The sequence below is a fragment of the Rhodanobacter sp. Root561 genome (genome assembly GCF_001427365.1).
In the GTDB taxonomy this organism is placed as follows: domain Bacteria; phylum Pseudomonadota; class Gammaproteobacteria; order Xanthomonadales; family Rhodanobacteraceae; genus Rhodanobacter.
In genome coordinates this window covers 1,143,916-1,164,051 of the sequence record NZ_LMGH01000001.1, presented here as the reverse complement: position 1 = coordinate 1,164,051, position 20,136 = coordinate 1,143,916, and the positions used below count along the sequence as shown (strand labels likewise).

The window sequence follows — 20,136 nt, the reverse complement described above, 5'->3', positions numbered from 1 at the left end:
GACTGCGTTCCGCAGGGCGGGCCGTGCCCGCCCTACGGAGCGGAAGCCAGCGGCAGCGTCGGCGCCCGGCGCGACATCGCGATCAGCACCAGCCCGACGGCGATCAACGGCAACGACTGCATCTGCCCCATCGTCACCCACGACGTGCCGAACAAGTAGCCCAGTTGCGCGTCGGGCACGCGCACGAATTCCACCGCGAAACGGAAGCAGCCGTACAGCAGCGCGAACAGGCCCGACACCAGGTAGCGCGGCCGCGGCTTCAGCGAGACCAGCCACAACACCACGAACATCACCAGGCCTTCCAGCAGCATCTCGTACAACTGCGAGGGATGCCGCGGCAGCCGGTCCGGCGCCTGGGGGAAGATCATCGCCCACGACACGTCGCTCGGCTTGCCCCACAGCTCGCCATTGATGAAGTTGCCCAGCCGACCCAGCCCCAGCCCGATCGGCACCAGCGGCGCCACGAAATCGATGGTGTCGAAGAAGTGCAGCTTCTGCCGCCGCGACCACCACCAGCCAGCCGCCAGCACGCCGAGCAGGCCGCCGTGGAAGCTCATCCCGCCGTCCCACACCTTGAACAGGGTCAGCGGTGCGGTCCAGATCCAGTCGATGTCGGCATAGAACAGCATGTACCAGATGCGCCCGCCCGCGATCACGCCGAGCATGCCGTAGAACAGCAGGTCCCCCAGCGCATCGCGGGTGACCGGCAGGCGCCCGCGCCGGCGCCGGTATTCGCCCAGCACGGCCACGAAAAAGAAGCCCAGCAGATACATCAGGCCGTACCAGTGCACCTGCACCGGGCCGAGATGGAACGCGACGGGATTGATATCGACGATGTAGGGCTGGGACATGGCAACCGGGCGGCGAGCAAAGACCAAGTGTAGCGGTACAACGTGGCAGACGGCTTCCGCCACTCCTGTCCCTGCCCGCCTTTGGCCAGATGGCGGGAGGCAGTGCCGGAGAGGTCGGACATGACCCTGCGGCAGGGACTCTCGAGCTGGCGAGTCCCGCCCCATCCAAGGCTTTCGCCCGGGCTTCCTCAAGAACTAGAATCGCCGTGTCATCGTCCGTACTGGGGAGTCTGGACGAGGCATGCCGTCAAACGCCGCCGAAAAGGGGCACAACGACTTTACCGTCTCGCTCCGGACGGTCGAATTTGTTCCACGGAGCCACAGGGGAGAAAACCGATGTCTCGTTGCCTTGCGCGGACCGTGCTGTCTGCTGTCTGTCTGCTGTTGCCCGCCGCGGTTGCGGCTACCGACCTGATCCCGGTCGAGGCCTTCGCGCGTCATGCGCAACTGTCCATGCCGACACTGTCGCCGAACGGGCAACATCTTGCCGTCAGCATGGCCGACGCCAGCGGCGACTCGTATGCGCTGGTCATCTATAGCGTGAACGATACCAAGCAGCCGATCAGCATGCTGCGCCTGCCGAAGTATGAGCGCCCGGCCGGCATCACTTGGGTAAGCGACACCCGACTGGTGGTGGAAAAAGCCAAGCAGTTCGGCTCGATCGACAAACCCATGGCGACGGGCGAGGTGATTGCCACCGACATCGACGGCAAGCGCCAGGACTATCTGTACGGTTACCAGAGCCAGATGGGTTCGCGCACCACGGGCTGGGGCTCGGTCGACGGTCTGCCGATGCCTGCCAACGGGCACTTCTACATGGCCGCGCAGAGTTGGGACAGCAAGAACACCAGTTCGCTTTACGACGTCAATGCCGACAAGGGCAGCAAGCACCTGATCGGGGACATTCGCGTCGCCGACATGAGCTTCATGGTCGGCGTCGATGGCAAGGCGCATTACGCGTATGGTCGCAACGACAACTGGGACTACGTGGTGTATCACCAGCAGCCCGGCGGCTGGACAAAGATGACCTCGGCCCAGGTTGGCGGAAGTTTTGTTCCCATCCACTTTTCACCCGACCAGCAGCGCATTTATGCCCGCTATGCCATTGGCGGCGGCCCGACCTCGCTGGTCGAACAGGACGAAAATGGCGCGTCACGCAAGGTGCTGTCCAGCGACGATTTCTCCAGCGTCGGCATCATCGAGTGGACGGCCTGGCCATACGCGCCGTTCGCCACCGTGCCGGCCACCGGCAAGCCGGAGTTCAGCTACATCGACATGAACGCGCCGACTGCCAAACTGCATCGCGCGTTGAGCATGAAGTTTCCCGGCAGCTATGTACACTTCATCAATTTCAGCGAGGATGGCAGCAAGCTGCTGTTCTCCGTCGACAGCGACCGCGATCCGGGCACGTATTTCCTGATCGACACGCACAACTATCAAGTCATCAAGCTGTTTGCCACGGCACCGTGGATCAATCCGAAAGACATGGCGGAACGCCGGCCGCTGCGATTCAAGGCCAGCGACGGCACGGAGCTGGAAGCTATCCTGACCCTGCCCAAGGGCCGGCCTGAAACGAACCTGCCGATGGTCTTGCTGCCCCATGGCGGGCCCATCGGCGTACAGGACGACTGGTTCTACGACAACGACGCCCAGTTCCTGGCCAACCGCGGGTACCTCGTGCTCCAGGTGAACTATCGCGGGTCCAGTGGCCGTGGCGCCGACTTCGAGGAAGCCGCGTACCTGAAATGGGGAACCCGCGTCCAGCAGGACCTGATTGACGGCGTGAAGTGGGCCATCGAGAAAGGTTACGCCGACGCCAAACGCGTCTGCGTCTATGGCGGCAGCTTCGGAGGCTATTCCGCCATGATGACCACCATCCGGGCACCGGGCCTGTTCAAGTGCGCTGTCGGTTACGCCGGCATCTACGACCTGAAGATGATGTACAAGAAGGGAGACATCCGCGAACGCAAGTCCGGCATCAGCTACCTGACGACCGTCATCGGCAAGGACGATGCCGACCTCGACGCGAACTCGCCCGCTCAGTTGGCCGACAAGATCAGCGCACCGGTGTTGCTCGTTCACGGCGAGGCCGACCAGCGGGCGCCCTTTGCCCAGGCCAAGGCCATGCGCGCCGCGCTCGATGCCGCCCACAAGCCGTACGAATGGCTGAGCAAGCCCGGCGAAGGCCACGGCTTCTATACCGAGAAGAACAACGTCGAGTTCTACAACACGTTGCAGGCCTTCCTGGAAAAGAACATCGGTCCGGGAGCGCCATCCGGACGATAAGTCGGGGCCAGGACAGGGCCACCTGCCGAAGCATCCGGTGACGGACCTTCGGCAGCATCATTCTGCGGATTCGAGCGAACAGATGACGTGGGCGATCGTGCGGAGCCGACGCTCACTTCGCGCGCGACCCGCGATCGCGCCACATCCGTTTCGCCGCTTTCGCGCATGCAATGCGTTCAAGTGCAAACCCGCGCTGATCAGGCAAAGGGCCGCGGCGTTGATGCGCCGGCCGCTAACGCCCTTCCCCTTCAATTTCTTGCGACACGGCAAACCCGCCGCGGCGGCGAACAATGTCGCGGCGACGCAATTTCTTCTTGCATCGCCCGCACTTTCATGAGCCGAAAAGCCATGCCATGGCTTCACGCCACATGTTCTTGCAGTTTGGCTGCGTTTTGACTTAACGTCGGCATTACATCGTCCTTCCCCACGCACGACGATGCCGTGGCGCGTAACCCTTCCCCAGGTGAGACGCGCTGTCTCGAGTACCCCGAATGACCAGCCTTGCAGCTGGTCACCGGTCGTTTTTGTTCGGAGTTTTACCCTAAAAATGAAACAGAAGACCTTGTTGGCTGTCGCCATTGCGACAGCCCTGACTCTGCCTACGTGGACAGTTTTCGCGCAGGACACCTCCTCCACCACCCAGGGCAACACCGATCAGGCCAAGCAGCTTGAGACGGTCACGGTTACCGGTTCGCGCATTCGCAGCGTGGACATGGAAACCGCCCAGCCGTTGTTCACCCTCGACCGCGCCGAAATCCAGAAGCAGGGCTACGTGACGGTCGGCGACATCCTGTCGCACATGACCAATGCCGGCTCGGCTGGCGTCAACAAGTCCACCGTGCTGGTCTCCAACGATTACGCCGGCGGTTCCTATGTCGATCTGCGCAGCCTGGGCTTGTCCCGCACGCTGGTGCTGGTGGACGGTCGTCGCTGGGGCACCAACACCGATGGCTTCACCGATCTGGACACGATTCCGTCCTCGATCATCGAGCGCATCGAAGTCCTGAAGGACGGCGCCTCGGCCATCTACGGCTCCGACGCGATCGCCGGCGTGGTCAACATCATCACCCGTACCGACTACAACGGTGCCGAAGCGAACGTCTACTTCGGCAAGAACGGCCAGGGTGACGGCACCAACCAGCAATACGATTTCACTGCCGGCAAGTCGGTGGGCAATGCCTCGTTCATGGTTGGCGGCACCTATGCCGAGACCGATCCGGTGTGGGCGCGCGATCGCGACTACGCGCTGTATCCGAAGGGCGTGCTGCACCCCACCGAAGGTCTTTCGTCCTTCGGCCCGGGCGGTCTGATCAGCAACGGTCCCGGCGGCGACGCCTACAAGCTCAACGAAGGCGGCGACCCCACCAAGTTCAGCGACTATCACAGCTACCTTGGCGCCGCCGACAACTACAACGCCGACCAGCAGATGATGCTGGCCAGCGGCAGCAAGCGTAAGTCGATCTTCGCCAAGGCCGCCTACAAGTTCGGCGACAACCTGAACCTGCATGGCGACGCGCTCTACAACGAGCGCACGGCGAACATCCAGGTTGCCGGCTACCCGGTCGGCACCGCCACCACCGGCCTGGTGCTGGACAAGAACAGCTACTACAACCCGCTGGGCGTGCAGAGCGGCTATGCGACTCCGCAGGACGTCGAGTTCCTGCGTCGCGGCACGGAGAACCCGCGCCTCACCAAGAACACGGTCAAGACCTATCGACTGGGTGGCGGCATCGACGGTGCATTCAGCGCAGGCGAGCACTATTTCACCTGGGACGTCAGTGCCTTCATCAACAAGAACACCGGCCATATCTTCGGCACCGGCAACTACGACCTGGTGAAGATGCAGCAGGCACTGGGACCGTCGTTCAAGGACACCGACGGCGTGGTCAAGTGCGGCACCCCGGGTGCCGTCATCACCGGCTGCACGCCGCTGAACGCCCTCGCCGGCGACGGTGGCTGGACCCGTGACATGCTGGACTACATCGGTCGCCCGACCAACGGCACCTATGGCTCCAAGACCACCGGTTTCACCGCCAACATCAGCGGTGACCTGGTACAGCTGCCGGCCGGCACGATGCAGTTCGCTGCCGGTGCGGAATATCGCCGCGAGTCGGGCTACCAGAGGCCGGACGGCTATTCCCAGACGGGCAACTCCACCGACCTGGCCGCTGATCCGTCGTCGGGCAGCTACAACACCAAGGAAGTCTACGCGGAGTTGAATATCCCGCTGCTGGCCGACATGGCGTTCGCCAGGCAGTTGTCGGTCGACATCGCCAGCCGTTACTCGCGTTACAGCAACTTCGGCAGCACCACCAACAGCAAGTTCGGCCTGACCTGGAAACCCGTCAACGACCTGCTGGTTCGCGGTAGCTACGCCGAAGGCTTCCGCGCACCGACGATCAACGATCTGTACGGCGGCCAGTCCCAGACGTTCGACAACTACACCGATCCGTGCGACGTCACCTTCGGCTCGGCCAGCACCAACCCCGCCGTGGCAGCCAACTGTGCCGCTGCTGGCCTGGGTGCGAACTTCCACCAGACCGACGCCGCCGGCAAGCCGGTCGATGGTCCGGGTGCGCAGTCGACCACGCCGTTCCTGTCGGGCTCCAACGTGAATCTGCAGCCGGAAACCTCGGCCAGCAAGTCGCTGGGCCTGGTCTACAGCCCGCACTTCGTGCAGGGCCTGGACCTGTCGCTGGACTGGTACAACATCCGCATCAAGAACCTGATCAGCGGCGTCAGCTCCGACAACGTGCTGGATGACTGCTACCTGCGTGGCGTCGCGGCCTCCTGCGGCCTGTTCCAGCGCGACGCCGACGGCCAGGTCGTCAACCTTTCGCACACGCTGGCCAACAAGGGCTGGCTGGAAACGGAAGGCTACGACTTCACGTTGAACTACCGCCTGCCGAAGTTCAGCATCGGCCAGTTCGTGGTACATCTGGATTCGAACTACCTGGTCAAGTACAACTCGAATGCCGGTTCCGGTGCGCCGACCGAGTTCAATGCGGGCAACTACTCCATCTGGCGCAACCGCACCAATGCCAACCTGGACTGGAGCCTGGGCAACTTCGGCGTGAACTGGGGCGTTCGCGCCTATTCCAACCTGAAGGAAGCCTGCGCTTACGACAAGGCTGGCGGTCCGCTTTGCGACCTGCCGAACCATTACACCCCGGGCGTGGGCGTGACTCCGATGCGTACCGTCGGCGGCATCGTGTACAACGACCTGCAGGTACGCTGGACGGCTCCGTGGAAGGGCACCTTCTCGGTGGGCGCGAACAACGTGTTCAACCGCGAGGGCGCTGCGTTCTACAGCGGCCCGGCCAACTTGTCGGACAGCCAGTACTCGTACAATCCGGCCTATGACATCGGTCGTTTCTTCTACTTGCGCTACAACCAGAAGTTCTAAGCCGGCAACGGTGTGAAGCAATGAAAACGCAGCCCGAAAGGGCTGCGTTTTTTTGTGCACCGTTCGCAACCGAAGATCAGGCCACCGCCTGTCAACGAAACAAGTGGACCACGCAGACACCCGCCGCGCGCACCCGTCACAACAGCACGGGGCGATCCGGCAATTCGTCGGGGTTGGCACGTCCGTCGCCGGGGAAATGACGTTCCAGCAATGCACTCGCCGCAGCGATGCCGGCCAGGCTGCCCGCACGCCACTCGCCACCGGCATAGCACTCGCGCATGCGCGCGCAGATCGCGCTCCACGCTTCGGCCGGGACCTTCGCCGCGATGCCGCGATCGGCGACGACCTCGATGCGATGCTCGGCCATCAGCACGTAGAGCAGCACGCCGGAATTGTGTTCGGTGTCCCATACACGCAGTTGCGTGAACAGCTGCCGCGCGCGGGTCGGCGCGTCGAGCCCGCCCAGCACGTCCGCCGGCGCCAGCCGCGACTCGACCGCAAAACGGATCTCGCCCAGGTGGGTGCGTTCGCCCGCCGCGATCGCCGCGGCCATCTCGTCCAGCAAGGCTGGCGAAAAGCGGCGCGACAGGCGAAACCAGTCGCCGAACAGATTCACCCACAGCCGTCGCATGCGCTCCATCACCAGCTCCCCGAAGAACCGCCGCCGCCGAAGCTGCCGCCGCCACCGCTGAAGCCGCCGCCGCCAAAACCGCCACCGGAGCGTCCCCCGCCCCAGCCTCCGCCGCCACCAAGGCCGCCCCAACCGCCACCGCCGATCGAACGGCCGGCGCCGGCGGGTAGCAGCATCAGGACGCCACCGATCAGCGCACCGATCAGGCCGGCACCCATCGAGATCAGCAGCCACAGCAGGCCGCCGATCGCCAGCGCACCCAGCGACGCACGCAGCCACGCCGGGGCGCGTCCGAAGATCCCGCGCAGGAACAGTGCCGCGAACACGGCGATCATCAAGCCGGTCTGCAGGTCGAGGCCGCCATGTTCGCCCGCGGGCGAACCGCGGACCGGCAGCGGCAGCGGTTCGCCGTCGATCAGCTGGGTCAGCGCGCCGACCGCGTCGCTGATGCCGCCGAAATAATCGTTGCCGCGAAATTTCGGCGCGATGTATTCGCGGATGATCCGCGCCGTGGCCGCGTCCGGGATCGCGCCCTCGAGGCCGTAGCCCACTTCGATGCGCACGCTGCGATCGTTCTTGGCGATCAGCAGCAGCACGCCGTCATCGGTGCCCTTGCGGCCGATCCTGTTGGCCTCGGCCACGGCCAGCGAGTAGCCCTCGATGTCCTGGTCGCCGGTGCTGCCGACCATCAGCACCACCAGCTGGGCGCCCTTGGCTTTCTCCAGCGCCTCCAACTGCGCGTCGAGCTGGTTAACCTGCCCGGCGGTCAGCGTGCCGGTGAGGTCGGTGACATGCCGCGCCAGTTTCGGCACGGCATCCGCCGCGTACAGCCCGGTCTGCAGCAGCAGGAGCAGCGCCAGCAGCCAGTGGCGCGACCGGCGCCCGGCCGTCATCAGTGCGTCGCCGCTGGCGCCGGTGCGGTGGTGCCGAAGTCGACCTTCGGTGCCGTGGAGATGGCCTGTTCGTTCTGCACGCTGAAGTTCGGCTTGACCTGGTAGCCGAAGATCTTCGCGGTCATGTTGTTGGGAAAGGTGCGGATCATGCTGTTGTATTCCTGCACCGACTGCACGTAGCGGTTGCGTGCCACGGCAACCCGGTTCTCGGTGCCTTCCAGCTGCGCCTGCAGGTTCTGGAACAGGCCGTCGGCCTTCAGCTGCGGGTAGTTCTCGCTGACCACCATCAGCCGCGACAGCGCATTGCCCAGCTCGCCCTGGGCGGCCTGGAACTGCTGCAGCTTCTGCGGGTCGTTGAGCGAGTCGGCGTTGACCTGCAGGCTGCCCACCTTGGCACGGGCCTCGGTCACCTCGACGAAGACCTTCTCCTCGTGCTGGGCATAGCCCTTGACCGTGTTGACCAGGTTGGGCACCAGGTCGGCACGCCGCTGGTACTGATTGAGCACTTCGGACCAGGCGGCCTTGACCGCCTCGTCCTGCTTCTGGATGGCGTTGTAGCCGCAGCCCGACAGCATGACCACGAGCAACAGCAATACGAGATGGCGCAGGGTCTTCATGGATGGCTCCGGTCCGTTGCAGGATTCATTCGATCATCCCATGCGTGACACCGCCATCGTGTCGGCACGGAGTGAAGGGTCAGCTAGCCGAGCAGGCGTGGCCCCAGGATCAGCGTCCAGCTCAGCACCACCAGCATCAGCAGCACGAACACCGCGGCCGAGCCCATGTCCTTGGCGCGCCCGGCCAGTTCGTTGAATTCGGGGCTGACCTTGTCGACCACCGCCTCGATCGCCGAGTTCAGCAGCTCGGCCGACAGCACCAGCAACGGGGCCAGGATCAGCGCGAACTTTTCCAGCCCGCCATGGCCCAGCCACAGGCCCAGCGGCACCATCACGATGGCCAGGCAGGCTTCCAGGCGAAAGGATGCCTCGTGCTTCCAGCCAGCGCGCAAGCCCTTCATCGACCAACGGAATGCGTTCCAGACCTGCTTCGGACCACGAAAACCTTCGGCGGCCATCAGCGGCCCCGCCGTCCGGCCGGTGGTCGCTGTGGTGACAGGGTGGAATCGGGTTGGGGCATGGTGGGCCGGGCTCCGGGAAGCGGTGATGGCAGGCGCCTGATGATGCCACAAGCAGCCGTCCGCACACGGCTCGCGCCACCTTTCCAAGCACCTGCGGCGCATACCTGTCATGTCGCAGTGCAGCTACACCCTGCCGGCGGATGGGTTAGGCTTCGTCGGTTGTGGTCCGTTCAGGATCACATGCCGAAGGCGCGTGCCAGCACGCCGCCATGGTCTGAAACCCGCACGGAAAATCTATGGCAACCCAGAACCCGCCCGTCTCGCAGACGAAGTCCTTCAGTACCGTCTTCCTGATCGAAATGTGGGAGCGCTTCGGCTTCTACGGCATGCAGGTGTTGATGGTCACCTACATGGTGAAGAAGCTCGGCTTCGTCGACAGCAAGGCCAACCTGATCTGGGGCGCCGCCGCGGCGCTGATCTATGCGACGCCGGCCATCGGTGGCTGGGTGGGCGACAAGCTGATCGGCACGCGCCGCACGATGCTGATCGGTGCCGTCGTGCTTGCGCTGGGCTACGCGATGTTGTGGATCCCGACCAACAACGCCTACTTCCTGTACGTGGCGCTGGGCGTGATCATCGTCGGCAACGGCTTCTTCAAGCCGAACGCCGGCAACCTCGTGCGCAAGATCTACGAGGGTGACGACACCAAGATCGACAGCGCCTTCACCATCTACTACATGGCGGTGAACATCGGCTCGACCATCTCGATGCTGCTGACGCCGTGGATCCGCGATTACGTTGGCGCGAAGTACGGCGACGCCTGGGGCTGGCACACCGCCTTCGGCGTCTGCGCGATCGGCCTGGTGCTGGGCCTGATCAACTACTCGCTGATGTACCGCACGCTGCAGCACATCGGCTCGCCGGCCGACGACGAGCGGGTCGACTTGAGGAAGCTGGGGCTGCTGGCGCTGGCGGCCATCGGCATGGTCTTCGTGTCGGCCTTCATCCTGCAGAATGAAATGGTGGCGCGGATCTGCGTGTATGCCGCCGGCGTGGTGATCCTGGGCATCTTCATCCACCTGATCCGCAGCAGCGAACACCATGAGCGGGCCGGCCTGGTCGCCGCCCTGGTACTGGTCGCGCAGACGATCTTCTTCTTCATCTTCTACCAGCAGATGTCGACCTCGCTGAACCTGTTCGCGCAGCGCAACGTCGACCTCTCGTTCGACCTGTTCGGCTGGCACCTGTTCAACTGGATTCCCGAGCAGTTCCAGTCGCTCAACGCGATCTGGATCGTGCTGCTGAGCCCGGTGCTGGTCTTCATCTACAACAGCATGGGCAAGGTCGGCAAGAATCCTTCGGTGGCCGCGAAGTTCGCCTGGGGTTTCGCCGCGGTGGCGATCGGCTTCTTCATCTACGGCGTGGGCGCCCGCTTCGCGGTGAACGGCCAGGTGTCGTCGTGGATCATGGTGTGGGGCTACGGCCTGTACTCGCTGGGCGAGCTGCTGGTCAGCGGCCTGGGCCTGGCGATGATCGCCCGCTACGTGCCGGCGCGCATGGGCGGATTCATGATGGGCGCCTACTACGTGGCCTCGGGCATCTCGCAATACCTGGGCAGCGTGGTGGCGAACTTCGCCAGCATCCCCACCGACATCAAGGACCCCCTGGTGTCGCTGCCGATCTATACCGCGCTGTTCAACAAGCTCGGCCTCGCCGGCGTGGGTTGCACGGTGATCGCCATTGCGATGCTGCCGCTGATGAGCAAGCTGTCGGCCAGCCACTCCGATGCGGCGACCAACAACAAGCCCCTGCCGCCGGTGCGCAGCGAGGAATTCAACACGCCGTAAGTGGTCCACCGAAGCCCGCCGTGCATGTCGCGGCGGGCTTCGCCCGTCCAGCAAGCCAGGAAGATCACCATGCCTCACCGATCCGCCCAACGCATCGGTCCGTTTGCACTGACGCGGACGCTGGCCTGGCTGCGGATCTGCGCCATCGCCGGACAGAGCACGGCGGTACTGGTCTGCGCCTGGTGGATGCGACTGAACGTGCCGCTGCTGCCCCTGCTGATCGGCATCGGCGTGCTGGCGGTGTTTTCGGTATTCGCCGCCTGGCGGCTGACCCAGCCGTGGCCGCTCGGCGAGTGGGAGGCGGTGGGACACATCGCCTTCGATACCCTGGTACTCGGCTACTTGCTGTATTTCAGCGGCGGCGCCAGCAACCCGTTCATCACCCTGCTGCTGGTGCCGATCGCCTTGAGCGCCGCGGCGCTGTCGGCGCGGGCGGTCCTGGCCGTGGCAGCACTGGCGGGCATCGCCTACGTGCTCCTGCTTTACCAGCATGTACCTCTGCCGGTGTCGATGCACGGGGATTCACCGAACCGCTTCTCGTTGCACGTCGCGGGGATGGGCGTGAACTTCGTGATCAGCGCGGTGCTGCTGGGGTTTTTCATCAGCCGGCTGGCCCGCGTCCTGCGTCTGCAGCAACTCGAAGTGCAGCGGATACGCGAACGCGCATTGCGCGACGAAGGCATCCTGGCCATCGCCACCCAGGCCGCCGGCGCGGCGCACGAACTCAACACGCCGCTGTCGACGATGCGCACCCTGCTGCCGGAGCTGCGCCGCGAGCACGCCGGCGAGGCCACGCTGTCCGAAGACCTGGAGCTGCTCGAAAGCCAGGTCGATCGCTGCCGCACGATACTTCGCGAGATGGTCGCGTTCGGCAAGGCGCAGTTGTCGCAGGAACCGGAGCGACTGCGGCTGGACCAGTTCATCCACGGCTGCCTGGAGCGCTTCCAGCTGCTGCGGCCGGAAGCCGAGCTGACGGTGACGCTCGATCCGGAGCTGGCGAGCACTGTCCTGCGCACGCCACCGGGGCTTCGCCATGCACTGATCAACCTGCTCAACAACGCGGTCGACGCTTCGGCCGCCAATCAATCCGACGCCATCGCCCTGGAGGTTTCGCGCGACGGGCCGTGGCTGCAGTTGTGCGTGCGCGATCACGGTCCGGGCTTCGATGATGACCCGGAGATCACCGCGCTGGGTCATTCGCACAAGCAGGCCGGCCTGGGCATCGGCCTGGCGTTGGCCGAAGCCACGGCGGAGCGCCTCAATGGCGAGCTGGTTGCCGGCAATACCGGACGCGGCGCCAGGGTCTGCCTGCGCCTGCCGCTGGCGGTGATCGCCGAAAAATAGCCCGGCGCGCGTGCAAGTCGCGCCGCTTCCGGCAAGAATGGACGCTGGATCACCATCAGGCCCCCCGCGATGACCGAGTTGCCCCAAGCTGCCACGGCGCGACCGCTGCTGCTGGTCGACGACGATGCCACCTTCCTGCGCGTACTGGCGCGTGCGCTGGGCTCGCGCGGCTTCGAGGTGATCACCGCCAGCAATTTCGACGAGGCCCGCGCACTGACGCGCCGGCACCATCCGCGCTACTGCGTGCTCGACCTCAAGCTGGGCGAAGAAAACGGCCTGCGCCTGATCCCCGAACTGCACACCCTGGTGCCCGACCTGCGCGTGCTGCTGCTGACCGGCTACGCCTCGATCGCCACTGCGGTGGAGGCGATCAAGCGCGGTGCACACGACTACCTGGCCAAGCCGGTCGACGCCGACGCCGTGGTGCGCGCCCTGCTCGATGGCGACAGCGAAACCGACGACGCCGACCTGCCCGACACACCGGAACAGCCGCTTGCCCTGCGCCGACTGGAGTGGGAACACATCCAGCGCGTGCTGACCGAATGCGACGGCAACATCTCCGAAACCGCCCGCCGCCTCGGCATGCACCGCCGCACCCTGCAGCGCAAGCTGAGCAAGCACCCGGTGCGCGAACGTCCCGACCGGGAAGACTGATCGCTGAGCGGGCATTGCCCGCCGCTTTCCCGGAACCACAAGAGCCGACGGGCAGTGCCCGCCCCGCGTGCCGTCGGCACCTTTCGCCGCGCCCGTGCATCCCATGGCCGTCCCCCGCTGCGACAACACGCCATCTGTCGTGCGCATGGCAGCGGACTATCCTTGCAACCCTAGACCCCCATCCAGAGTATCGCTTGAACGCCCTCCCGCTCGGCCTTTGCGCTGTCGCACTCGCGGTGTCTTCCAACCCGTTGCCGGCCGCCGATACCGCCTTGCAGACCACCACCCTCACACCGGTCTCGGTGCACGCCAGCGACACCATGGTGATGGAGACACCCAGCGTGCAGGTGCGGGTAAAGCGGGCGCAACTGCAGCAGCAGAACGTCACCGAGAGCGCCGATGCGCTGAAGTACGCGCCGAACATGATGGTGCGCAAGCGCTACATTGGCGATCCGAACGCGGTGATCAGCGGCCGCAACGCCGGCACCCTGCAAAGCGCACGCAGCCTGGTCTATGCCGACGGCCTGCTGCTGTCCAACCTGATGACCAACGGCTGGGACGGCGCACCGCGCTGGGGCATGGTGGCGCCGCAGGAAATCGGCGCCGTCGACATCCTGTACGGCCCCTATTCCGCGCTGTATCCGGGCAATTCGCTGGGCAGCACCGTGCTGATCCACACCGTGCTGCCGCAGCGGCTGACCGCCAGCGTGAGCACCCAGTTCTTCAGCCAGGACTACCGTGACGCGTACGGCGCCGGCGGCCACTACAACGGTCACCAGGCCGCCGCCACGCTGGGCAACAAGCAGGGCCGCTGGAGCTGGCTGCTCGAATACAGCCGACTAGACAACCGCGGCCAGCCGATGCAGTACGCCACGGCCCGGGCCGGCAGCGACCCCGCCCTGGCCGTGCCGGTGACCGGCGCCACCGCCGACCGCAACCCGAACGGCAGCGCACGGCTGGTCTACGGCGCCAACAGCATCGAACACACCGTGCAGGACCAGGCCAAGCTGAAAATGGGCGTCGACCTGAGCGAGCACGTCGCCGCGCTGTTCACCGTGGGCTGGTGGCACAACCGCGCCGAGGACTTCACCCGCAGCCTGATCCGCGACGGCGACGGCAACCGGGTCAATGGCGGCGTCATCAGCGCAGACGGGCAGGCCTGGACGCTGCCGGCCAGCGGCCTGGCGCCTTCCTCGGCCAGCGACACGCACATGCTGTACGGCATCGAGCTGAACGGCCATCTCGACAACGGCTGGCGCTGGACCGCGGTGGCCAGCCACTACGACTTCCTGCGCTCGCTGGCCGGCAGCGCAAACAACGCCGAACCGGGTCGGCCCGTCAACGGCCCGGGCACGGTCGCCAACAAAGCCGGCTCGGGCTGGGACACTCTCGACCTGCGCAGTTCCGGTCCCATCGGTGATCGTCACATGCTGTACGCCGGCATCCATGCCGATCGCTACGTGCTGGACAGCCAGCTGCGCAACGCCAGCCACTGGCTGGGTGATGCCGACGGCGCGCTGCTCAGCGCGTTCGGTGGCCGCAGCCAGACCCGCGCGCTGTACCTGCAGGATGTATGGAGTTTCGCCGACGCATGGGCGCTGACCCTGGGCGGCCGGCTGGAACAATGGCGGGCCTACGACGGCCTGCGCGGCAACGGCAACACCACGCTGCGCTATGCCGACCGCCGACGCACCGACTTCTCGCCCAAGGCCGCGCTGAGCTGGGACTTCGCCGAAGACTGGGAACTGCGCCTGGCCCATGGCAAGGCAGTGCGCTACCCGACCGTGAACGAACTGTTCCAGGGCAGCCTGTCGGCCAATGCGATCGTCAACAACAACCCGGACCTTCGGCCCGAGATCGACGAATCCACCGACCTCACGCTGAACCACCACCTGGAAAACGGCCACTGGCGCATTTCGCTGTACCAGGACCGCATCGCCGATTCGCTGTACTCGCAGACCGACATCACCGTCACCCCCACCGTCACCAGCGTGCAGAACATCGACCGCATGCGCAGCCGCGGGCTCGAGGGCGAGATCGCCCTCACCAACCTGTGGCTGGACGGACTCGACGTGCAGGCCAGCGTGGCCTTCAACAACGCCCGCACGCTGGACGACAGCCAGTATCCGCTGGCCAACGGCAAGCTGTTCCCGCGCATCCCGAAAATCCGCGCCAGCGTGTTCGCCGATTACCGCTTCGCGCCGCAATGGGACGCCTCGCTGGGCATCCGCCATTCCGGCCGTCAGTACGGCACGCTGGACAACAGCGACCACGTCGACAGCTACGGCGCGGTAAGCCGCTTCACCGTAGCCGACGCCCGGCTGCGCTGGTCCTTCGCGCCCGGCTGGACCGTCGCGCTCGGCGTCGACAACCTGACCAACGAACGTTACTGGGTCTACCATCCCTACGCTGGCCGCACCTGGTTCGGCGAGCTGCGCTGGGAGTTGTGATGCGTCGTCTGTTGATCACCCTGCTCTGCCTGCTTCCCGTTGCCGTGCTCGCCCACGACGGCATGCACATGGACATGCCCAAGGGCCCCGAACTTGGCGCCAGCGCCGCGTTCGACAGTCACGGCCGGCTGTACGTGGTGGACGCGGCGGACGGTCACGTGCGGCTGCGCCACTCCGATGACGGCGGCCGCACGCTGAGCGCGCCGGTCGAGGTGAACGCCGTGGCGGAACGCATCTACGCCGAAGGCGAGAACCGGCCGAAGCTCGCCTTCGGTCCCCACGACGAGATCTACGTGAGCTGGTCGCAGCCGCGCACCGCACCGTGGACCGGTTTCGTGCGCTTCGCCCGTTCGACGGATCGCGGCGAGCATTTCAGCGAACCGCTCACCGTGCATCATGACCATGCCGAGATCACCCATCGCTTCGACGCGCTGGCGGTGGACGGCAAGGGCCGCATCGTGATCGCCTGGATCGACAAGCGCGACCTGGTCGCTGCCGACGGCGCGAACAAGCCCTACCTCGGCGCCGCGGTCTACTACAGCTGGTCGGAGGACGGCGGCGCCAGCTTCGTGCCCGAGCGCAAGCTGGTCGACCAGAGTTGCGAATGCTGCCGCATCGCGCTGGCGCGCACGACCGACGGGCACGTCGCGGCGTTCTTCCGCAGCATCTACGGCGACAACATCCGCGACCACGCCTATGCCGTGTTGCGCACCGACGGCCAGGACAGCACGGTCCGGCGCGCCACCTTCAGCGAATGGCATATCGCCGGCTGCCCGCACCACGGCCCCGGCCTGGCGATCGGCGCTGACGGTGTCCGCCACGCGGTGTGGTACGAGGCGAAGAGCGCGCCCACGATCCACTACGGCCAGCTCGATCCCGGCCACCCGCCCCAGCACGCAACGACGATCGCCGCCGCCGGCGCCAGCCACGCCGACGTGGCCGTGCACGGCCACACCGTGTGGGTGGTGTGGAACCAGGTTGGCGCGGATGGCTACACGCTGATGCTGCGCCGCTCGACCGACAACGGCGCGCACTTCGACGCGGAACGCGCCATCGCGCACAGCGGCGGCGCGGTCGGCTCACCGCAGTTGCTGACGAAGTCGGGCCAGGCCTTCGTGGCCTGGAATACGGCGCAGGGATTTCGCCTGATCGGGACAGCGCCATGAAGCGCCTGCTGCCGCTGCTGTTCCTGCTGCTGCCAGCACTGGCCTGCGCCGGTTCGCTGCAACCGCTGGCCGCCGATGACGTGGCCGCCCTGCTCAAGCCACCGGCGCACGGCGAACGCATCATCGCGCTGTGGGCGCTCGATTGCGCCTACTGCGAACCGAACCTGCAGGCGCTGGCCAGACTGCAAGGCCAGCATCCCGACGAGATCGAGCTGGTGCTCGTGACCACCGACGGCATCGAGCAGGCCGCGACGATCGAGGCGCGCCTGCGCGGCATGAAGATGGACGGCTATCCGAACCGCGCCTACGCCGAAGCGTCGCCCGAACGCATCAACTTCCTGCTCGACCCGCACTGGGGCGGCGAGACACCGCGCGTGCTGATGATCCGCGCCGACGGCAGCCGGCTCGGCATCAGCGGCGCGCTGACGCCCGCGCAGCTGCGCAAGCTCCTGTAGGGCACCGCGCGCTTACGGCTGGGCGACGCTCTCGGCCGGCGCCGGCTCGGGGATCTCGGTGGTGCCATCGTCCTCGTCACCGTACAGCGCCACGTGTGGTACGCCGTCGGCGCCGATCCAGCCGCGGTACATGCCATCGGTGTTGAACGGGATCGAGATGTGGCCTTCCGCATCCAGCGCGATCGCGCCGCCGTTGCCACCCATCGACGGGATTTCCTGGTTGATCACTTCGGCCGCGGCGCGCTTCAGCGGCACGCGCATCTGGGTCACCTTCATGCAGATCTCGTGCGCGGCCACGGTGCGGATGTAGAACTCGCCCCAGCCCGTACCCGACACCGCGCAGCCCGAGTTGGCATAAGTGCCGGCGCCGATGATCGGCGAATCGCCGATGCGGCCCCAGCGCTTGTCGGTCATGCCGCCGGTGGACGTGCCGGCAGCCAGGTGGCCCTGCGCATCCAGCGCCACCGCGCCCACGGTGCCGAAATGTCTGGCCGTCTCGACGTCCGCATGGGGCTGCTTCGCTGCGTCCTCCTTCAACGCCTTCTGCAACTGCTGCCAGCGCTCCTCGGTGCGGAAATACGCGGGATCGACCAGGGTGATGCCCTGCTCCTTCGCAAACGCCTCGGCACCGTCACCGGAAAGCATCACGTGGGGCGAATGCTCCATCACCGCGCGGGCCAGCAGGATCGGATTCTTCACCCGCTGCACCCCGGCCACCGCGCCGGCACGCAGCGTATAGCCGTCCATGATCGCCGCATCCAGCTCGTTCCTGCCGTCATGGGTGAACACCGCGCCCTTGCCGGCGTTGAAATTCGGATCGTCCTCCAGCACGGCAAGCGCGGCGGCCACCGCGTCCAGCGCCGGCTTGCCCGCCTTGAGCTCGGCGTAGCCGTTCTGCAAAGCCTGCGTCATCGCCGCGCGTACCGCCTGCTCCCTGGCCGGCGTCATGTCGCGCTTGATCACGCCAGCGCCGCCGTGGATCACCAGGACGGGTGACACGGCGGCATGGCTCATGGCGGTGATTCCGATGGCTGCAAGGGCGGCAAACAGATGACGCGATTTCACGACACTCTCCCGGACGGTAACCGGGCGAGTATAGCCATGGCGATCATTTCGGTTCGAAATTCACCTTGTTGTCATGGAACACGGCGCGCATCCCATCAACGTCCGCAATCAGCTGCAAGGCCGAGGTAGCTGGCACTTGTTCAAGGTTCGACGCCACCAGCCGATTGTCCAGAGCCTCCGGATTGACGAGCACGAAGCCGGCCTTGGCCGCCACCGATTCGCCCAGTGCCCGCGCCGACCTACCCTTTGTCCGCTGGTCGATTTTCGTGGAATTGCCGAGTGACGAAAGCGATCCGCTGCAGCCGTTGCTCGGCGTCACACGGAGCTTGATCGTATTGTCCTCCAGTTTCCCGTTTTCAACTTGCTTGCCGTCGATGATCTGGCCAAACACGATGCTGGCCTGCTGACCGGGCATGGTTCGCACGATGGGTTTGGCCGACTGGGTCCGCACCTTGCCGCCACCACGATCGAAGCGGGTGTCGACCTCCGCACTGATCTCAAGCTGGCCAGCGGCTGCAGGTGACACAGCAGGTGATACAGAGAAGCGGCCCTGCCACGACAACTGGCTGGTGTCGGTTCCACTCAACTCGGTGTATTCGCCCGGTTTCACGCAACGGGTGAAATGCATCGACTCCGGGTGGCCACCCATGGCGATGTCGATCTTCAACGTGTACCGATCGCCAGTACCGGCGCCGTTCCTTGCCTGCGGCGAGGGTGTCGCGGCGTAGACGGCTGCAGTCATGCCGAGGGCGAAGATGGCGAGGAAAACACGGCCAGTGCGCTGGCGCGAGATATCGGGCTGTTGCAGTTTCAACATGGCAATGCGCTCCGTGAGTGGATGACGAGGGGACCAGGTGCAACCCACCGGCAGCGCGAATGCGGCCGACTGGGTCTTCAACATCGCGTTCGCATAGCTGCGTCGCTGCTCGCCGTGTTCGCGCAGCACGGCGGCGTCGCAGGCCAGTTCCTGGTCGTGGCGAAGTGCGGCAAGCGCCCACCAGGCCAGCGGGTGAAACCAGAACAGCGCGACCGTCAGCTGGGCGCACAGGCACCACCAGCCGTCGTGGCGGCGCGCATGCGCCGTCTCATGTGCGAGGATCAGCATGCGTTCGCTGGCGTCGTAGCGCTGCTCGAAATCCGCCGGCAGCACGATGCGCGTGCGCCAGGCGCCGACAAGGGCCGGGCCGACATCCGTGCCGACGGCACGCAACACCGGCCAGCGCGACAAAGAGACGGGCATGGCGGTGGCTCCGCGCAGGCAGCGCCGGTAGCGCTGCTGCACCAGCGCGGCCAGCACCAGACTGCACACGCTGCCGGCGACCCAGGCCAGCATCGCAAGGACGCGCCAGTCGATGGCACCTGATGCCGCCGCATGCACCGGCAATGCAGCGGCGGCCGAGGTGATCGCGATCACCACCGGCGACAGCACCACGACCGGCGCTTCAGCCACATGCGGCAACTGGCTGGCCAGCATCGCCAATGGCGGCAACAGCCACAGCTGGAATGCCCGCTCGGCGCCGAACAGCCGGCGGCATGGCCGGCGCAGCAGGGCCACCACCAGCACGGCAGCGGTGAAGGCCAGCACCAGCAACCAGCCGCGCCCGAGCCAGTCGATCGCGGCCTCACTGCTCATCGTCGAGCTCCTTCAGCAGCTTGCGCAGCTCGGCGATGTCCTTCTTCGACAGTTTGCGCTGCTCGGAGAAGTGCGCCACCAGCGGCGCCACGCGACCGCCGAACAGGCGGTCGAGCAGGCCCTTGCTCTCCTGCTGCACGTACTGCTCGCGGGTCAGCAGCGGCGTGTAGAGGTAGCGGCGGCCGTCGCGCTCGGCGTGCACGGCCTTCTTGCGCAGCAGGCGGTTGAGCAGGGACTTGACCGTGCCTTCCTGCCAGTTTTGCGCCGGGCCGACCTCGGCGAGGATTTCTTCGGCGGTACGCGGCGCTTCGCGCCACAACACGTCCATCACGACGGCTTCGGCTTCACTGATTGCCATGGGGCACCGTTTACATGTG

The 20,136-nt window shown here is 65.8% G+C and carries 16 protein-coding genes; 8 read left to right on the top strand and 8 right to left on the bottom strand.

What is annotated here, in order from left to right; genetic code table 11:
* Positions 1–32: 32 nt before the first annotated feature.
* Positions 33–851, bottom strand: a complete 819-nt coding sequence (lgt, locus tag ASD55_RS04960) for a prolipoprotein diacylglyceryl transferase (protein WP_056717854.1) — start codon at positions 849–851, stop codon at positions 33–35.
* Between the two features lie 120 nt (positions 852–971).
* Here lgt and ASD55_RS04955 point away from each other — a divergent pair, with 120 nt between their 5' ends.
* Entirely contained in the window at positions 972–3,137 is a 2,166-nt protein-coding gene (locus ASD55_RS04955) for a S9 family peptidase (protein WP_235577721.1), read from the top strand.
* Between the two features lie 565 nt (positions 3,138–3,702).
* Positions 3,703–6,543, top strand: a complete 2,841-nt coding sequence (locus ASD55_RS04950) for a TonB-dependent receptor (RefSeq protein WP_235577720.1) — start codon at positions 3,703–3,705, stop codon at positions 6,541–6,543.
* Between the two features lie 136 nt (positions 6,544–6,679).
* On the opposite strand, the gene ASD55_RS04945 is transcribed toward ASD55_RS04950, so the two are convergent.
* The 4 genes from ASD55_RS04945 to ASD55_RS04930 form a co-directional block, all read right to left on the bottom strand.
* Positions 6,680–7,183 (bottom strand): TPM domain-containing protein, encoded by a 504-nt coding sequence (locus tag ASD55_RS04945; RefSeq protein WP_056764102.1) that lies wholly within the window; start codon positions 7,181–7,183, stop codon positions 6,680–6,682.
* Positions 7,183–8,067 (bottom strand): TPM domain-containing protein, encoded by an 885-nt coding sequence (locus tag ASD55_RS04940; RefSeq protein WP_056764101.1) that lies wholly within the window; start codon positions 8,065–8,067, stop codon positions 7,183–7,185. The genes ASD55_RS04945 and ASD55_RS04940 overlap by 1 nt, the downstream gene beginning before the upstream one ends.
* A complete protein-coding gene (locus ASD55_RS04935; protein ID WP_056717849.1) occupies positions 8,067–8,684 on the bottom strand; it encodes a LemA family protein in 618 nt (205 codons plus the stop codon). The genes ASD55_RS04940 and ASD55_RS04935 overlap by 1 nt, the downstream gene beginning before the upstream one ends.
* Before the next feature lie 83 nt (positions 8,685–8,767).
* Positions 8,768–9,142 carry a diacylglycerol kinase gene (locus ASD55_RS04930; RefSeq protein ID WP_056717848.1) on the bottom strand — a complete coding sequence of 125 codons (375 nt, stop codon included), beginning with the start codon at positions 9,140–9,142 and terminating at the stop codon, positions 8,768–8,770.
* Between the two features lie 299 nt (positions 9,143–9,441).
* On the opposite strand from ASD55_RS04930, the gene ASD55_RS04925 reads away from it, so the two are divergent.
* The 6 genes from ASD55_RS04925 (at position 9,442) to ASD55_RS04900 (ending at position 17,061) form a co-directional block, all read left to right on the top strand.
* Positions 9,442–10,992, top strand: coding sequence for an oligopeptide:H+ symporter (locus tag ASD55_RS04925; protein WP_056717847.1), 1,551 nt, complete (start codon positions 9,442–9,444; stop codon positions 10,990–10,992).
* Between the two features lie 69 nt (positions 10,993–11,061).
* Positions 11,062–12,336, top strand: a complete 1,275-nt coding sequence (locus ASD55_RS04920; protein ID WP_056764099.1) for an ATP-binding protein — start codon at positions 11,062–11,064, stop codon at positions 12,334–12,336.
* Positions 12,337–12,405: 69 nt separating this feature from the next.
* The gene (locus ASD55_RS04915) at positions 12,406–12,990 is read left to right on the top strand and encodes a response regulator transcription factor (protein ID WP_056764097.1); all 585 of its coding nucleotides are present in this window, start codon (positions 12,406–12,408) and stop codon (positions 12,988–12,990) included.
* 194 nt (positions 12,991–13,184) lie between these two features.
* A complete protein-coding gene (locus tag ASD55_RS04910; RefSeq protein ID WP_056764096.1) occupies positions 13,185–15,440 on the top strand; it encodes a TonB-dependent receptor in 2,256 nt (751 codons plus the stop codon).
* Positions 15,440–16,606, top strand: coding sequence for a sialidase family protein (locus ASD55_RS04905; RefSeq protein WP_056764094.1), 1,167 nt, complete (start codon positions 15,440–15,442; stop codon positions 16,604–16,606). Before ASD55_RS04910 ends, ASD55_RS04905 begins: the two co-directional genes overlap by 1 nt.
* The gene (locus tag ASD55_RS04900; protein WP_056764093.1) at positions 16,603–17,061 is read left to right on the top strand and encodes a hypothetical protein; all 459 of its coding nucleotides are present in this window, start codon (positions 16,603–16,605) and stop codon (positions 17,059–17,061) included. Before ASD55_RS04905 ends, ASD55_RS04900 begins: the two co-directional genes overlap by 4 nt.
* 12 nt (positions 17,062–17,073) lie before the next feature.
* Here ASD55_RS04900 and ASD55_RS04895 read toward each other — a convergent pair whose 3' ends face one another.
* From ASD55_RS04895 to ASD55_RS04885, 3 genes are all read right to left on the bottom strand, one after another.
* The gene (locus ASD55_RS04895) at positions 17,074–18,075 is read right to left on the bottom strand and encodes an isoaspartyl peptidase/L-asparaginase (RefSeq protein WP_056764091.1); all 1,002 of its coding nucleotides are present in this window, start codon (positions 18,073–18,075) and stop codon (positions 17,074–17,076) included.
* Between the two features lie 94 nt (positions 18,076–18,169).
* Positions 18,170–19,759: a M56 family metallopeptidase gene (locus ASD55_RS04890; RefSeq protein WP_056764089.1), complete on the bottom strand. Its 1,590-nt coding sequence runs from the start codon at positions 19,757–19,759 to the stop codon at positions 18,170–18,172.
* Positions 19,749–20,117: a BlaI/MecI/CopY family transcriptional regulator gene (locus tag ASD55_RS04885; RefSeq protein WP_056717839.1), complete on the bottom strand. Its 369-nt coding sequence runs from the start codon at positions 20,115–20,117 to the stop codon at positions 19,749–19,751. Before ASD55_RS04885 ends, ASD55_RS04890 begins: the two co-directional genes overlap by 11 nt.
* Positions 20,118–20,136 lie beyond the last annotated feature (19 nt).

What these genes read in the sequence shown, in the direction of transcription:
- ASD55_RS04930 (WP_056717848.1), bottom strand. Translation starts at nt 9,142, where the DNA reads ATGGCCGCCGAAGGTTTTCGTGGTCCGAAGCAGGTCTGGAACGCATTC.
- ASD55_RS04895 (WP_056764091.1), bottom strand. Translation starts at nt 18,075, where the DNA reads ATGAGCCATGCCGCCGTGTCACCCGTCCTGGTGATCCACGGCGGCGCT.
- lgt (WP_056717854.1), bottom strand. Translation starts at nt 851, where the DNA reads ATGTCCCAGCCCTACATCGTCGATATCAATCCCGTCGCGTTCCATCTC.
- ASD55_RS04935 (WP_056717849.1), bottom strand. Translation starts at nt 8,684, where the DNA reads ATGAAGACCCTGCGCCATCTCGTATTGCTGTTGCTCGTGGTCATGCTG.
- ASD55_RS04900 (WP_056764093.1), top strand. Translation starts at nt 16,603, where the DNA reads ATGAAGCGCCTGCTGCCGCTGCTGTTCCTGCTGCTGCCAGCACTGGCC.
- ASD55_RS04925 (WP_056717847.1), top strand. Translation starts at nt 9,442, where the DNA reads ATGGCAACCCAGAACCCGCCCGTCTCGCAGACGAAGTCCTTCAGTACC.
- ASD55_RS04885 (WP_056717839.1), bottom strand. Translation starts at nt 20,117, where the DNA reads ATGGCAATCAGTGAAGCCGAAGCCGTCGTGATGGACGTGTTGTGGCGC.
- ASD55_RS04905 (WP_056764094.1), top strand. Translation starts at nt 15,440, where the DNA reads ATGCGTCGTCTGTTGATCACCCTGCTCTGCCTGCTTCCCGTTGCCGTG.
- ASD55_RS04945 (WP_056764102.1), bottom strand. Translation starts at nt 7,183, where the DNA reads ATGGAGCGCATGCGACGGCTGTGGGTGAATCTGTTCGGCGACTGGTTT.
- ASD55_RS04955 (WP_235577721.1), top strand. Translation starts at nt 972, where the DNA reads ATGACCCTGCGGCAGGGACTCTCGAGCTGGCGAGTCCCGCCCCATCCA.
- ASD55_RS04890 (WP_056764089.1), bottom strand. Translation starts at nt 19,759, where the DNA reads ATGAGCAGTGAGGCCGCGATCGACTGGCTCGGGCGCGGCTGGTTGCTG.
- ASD55_RS04940 (WP_056764101.1), bottom strand. Translation starts at nt 8,067, where the DNA reads ATGACGGCCGGGCGCCGGTCGCGCCACTGGCTGCTGGCGCTGCTCCTG.
- ASD55_RS04915 (WP_056764097.1), top strand. Translation starts at nt 12,406, where the DNA reads ATGACCGAGTTGCCCCAAGCTGCCACGGCGCGACCGCTGCTGCTGGTC.
- ASD55_RS04920 (WP_056764099.1), top strand. Translation starts at nt 11,062, where the DNA reads ATGCCTCACCGATCCGCCCAACGCATCGGTCCGTTTGCACTGACGCGG.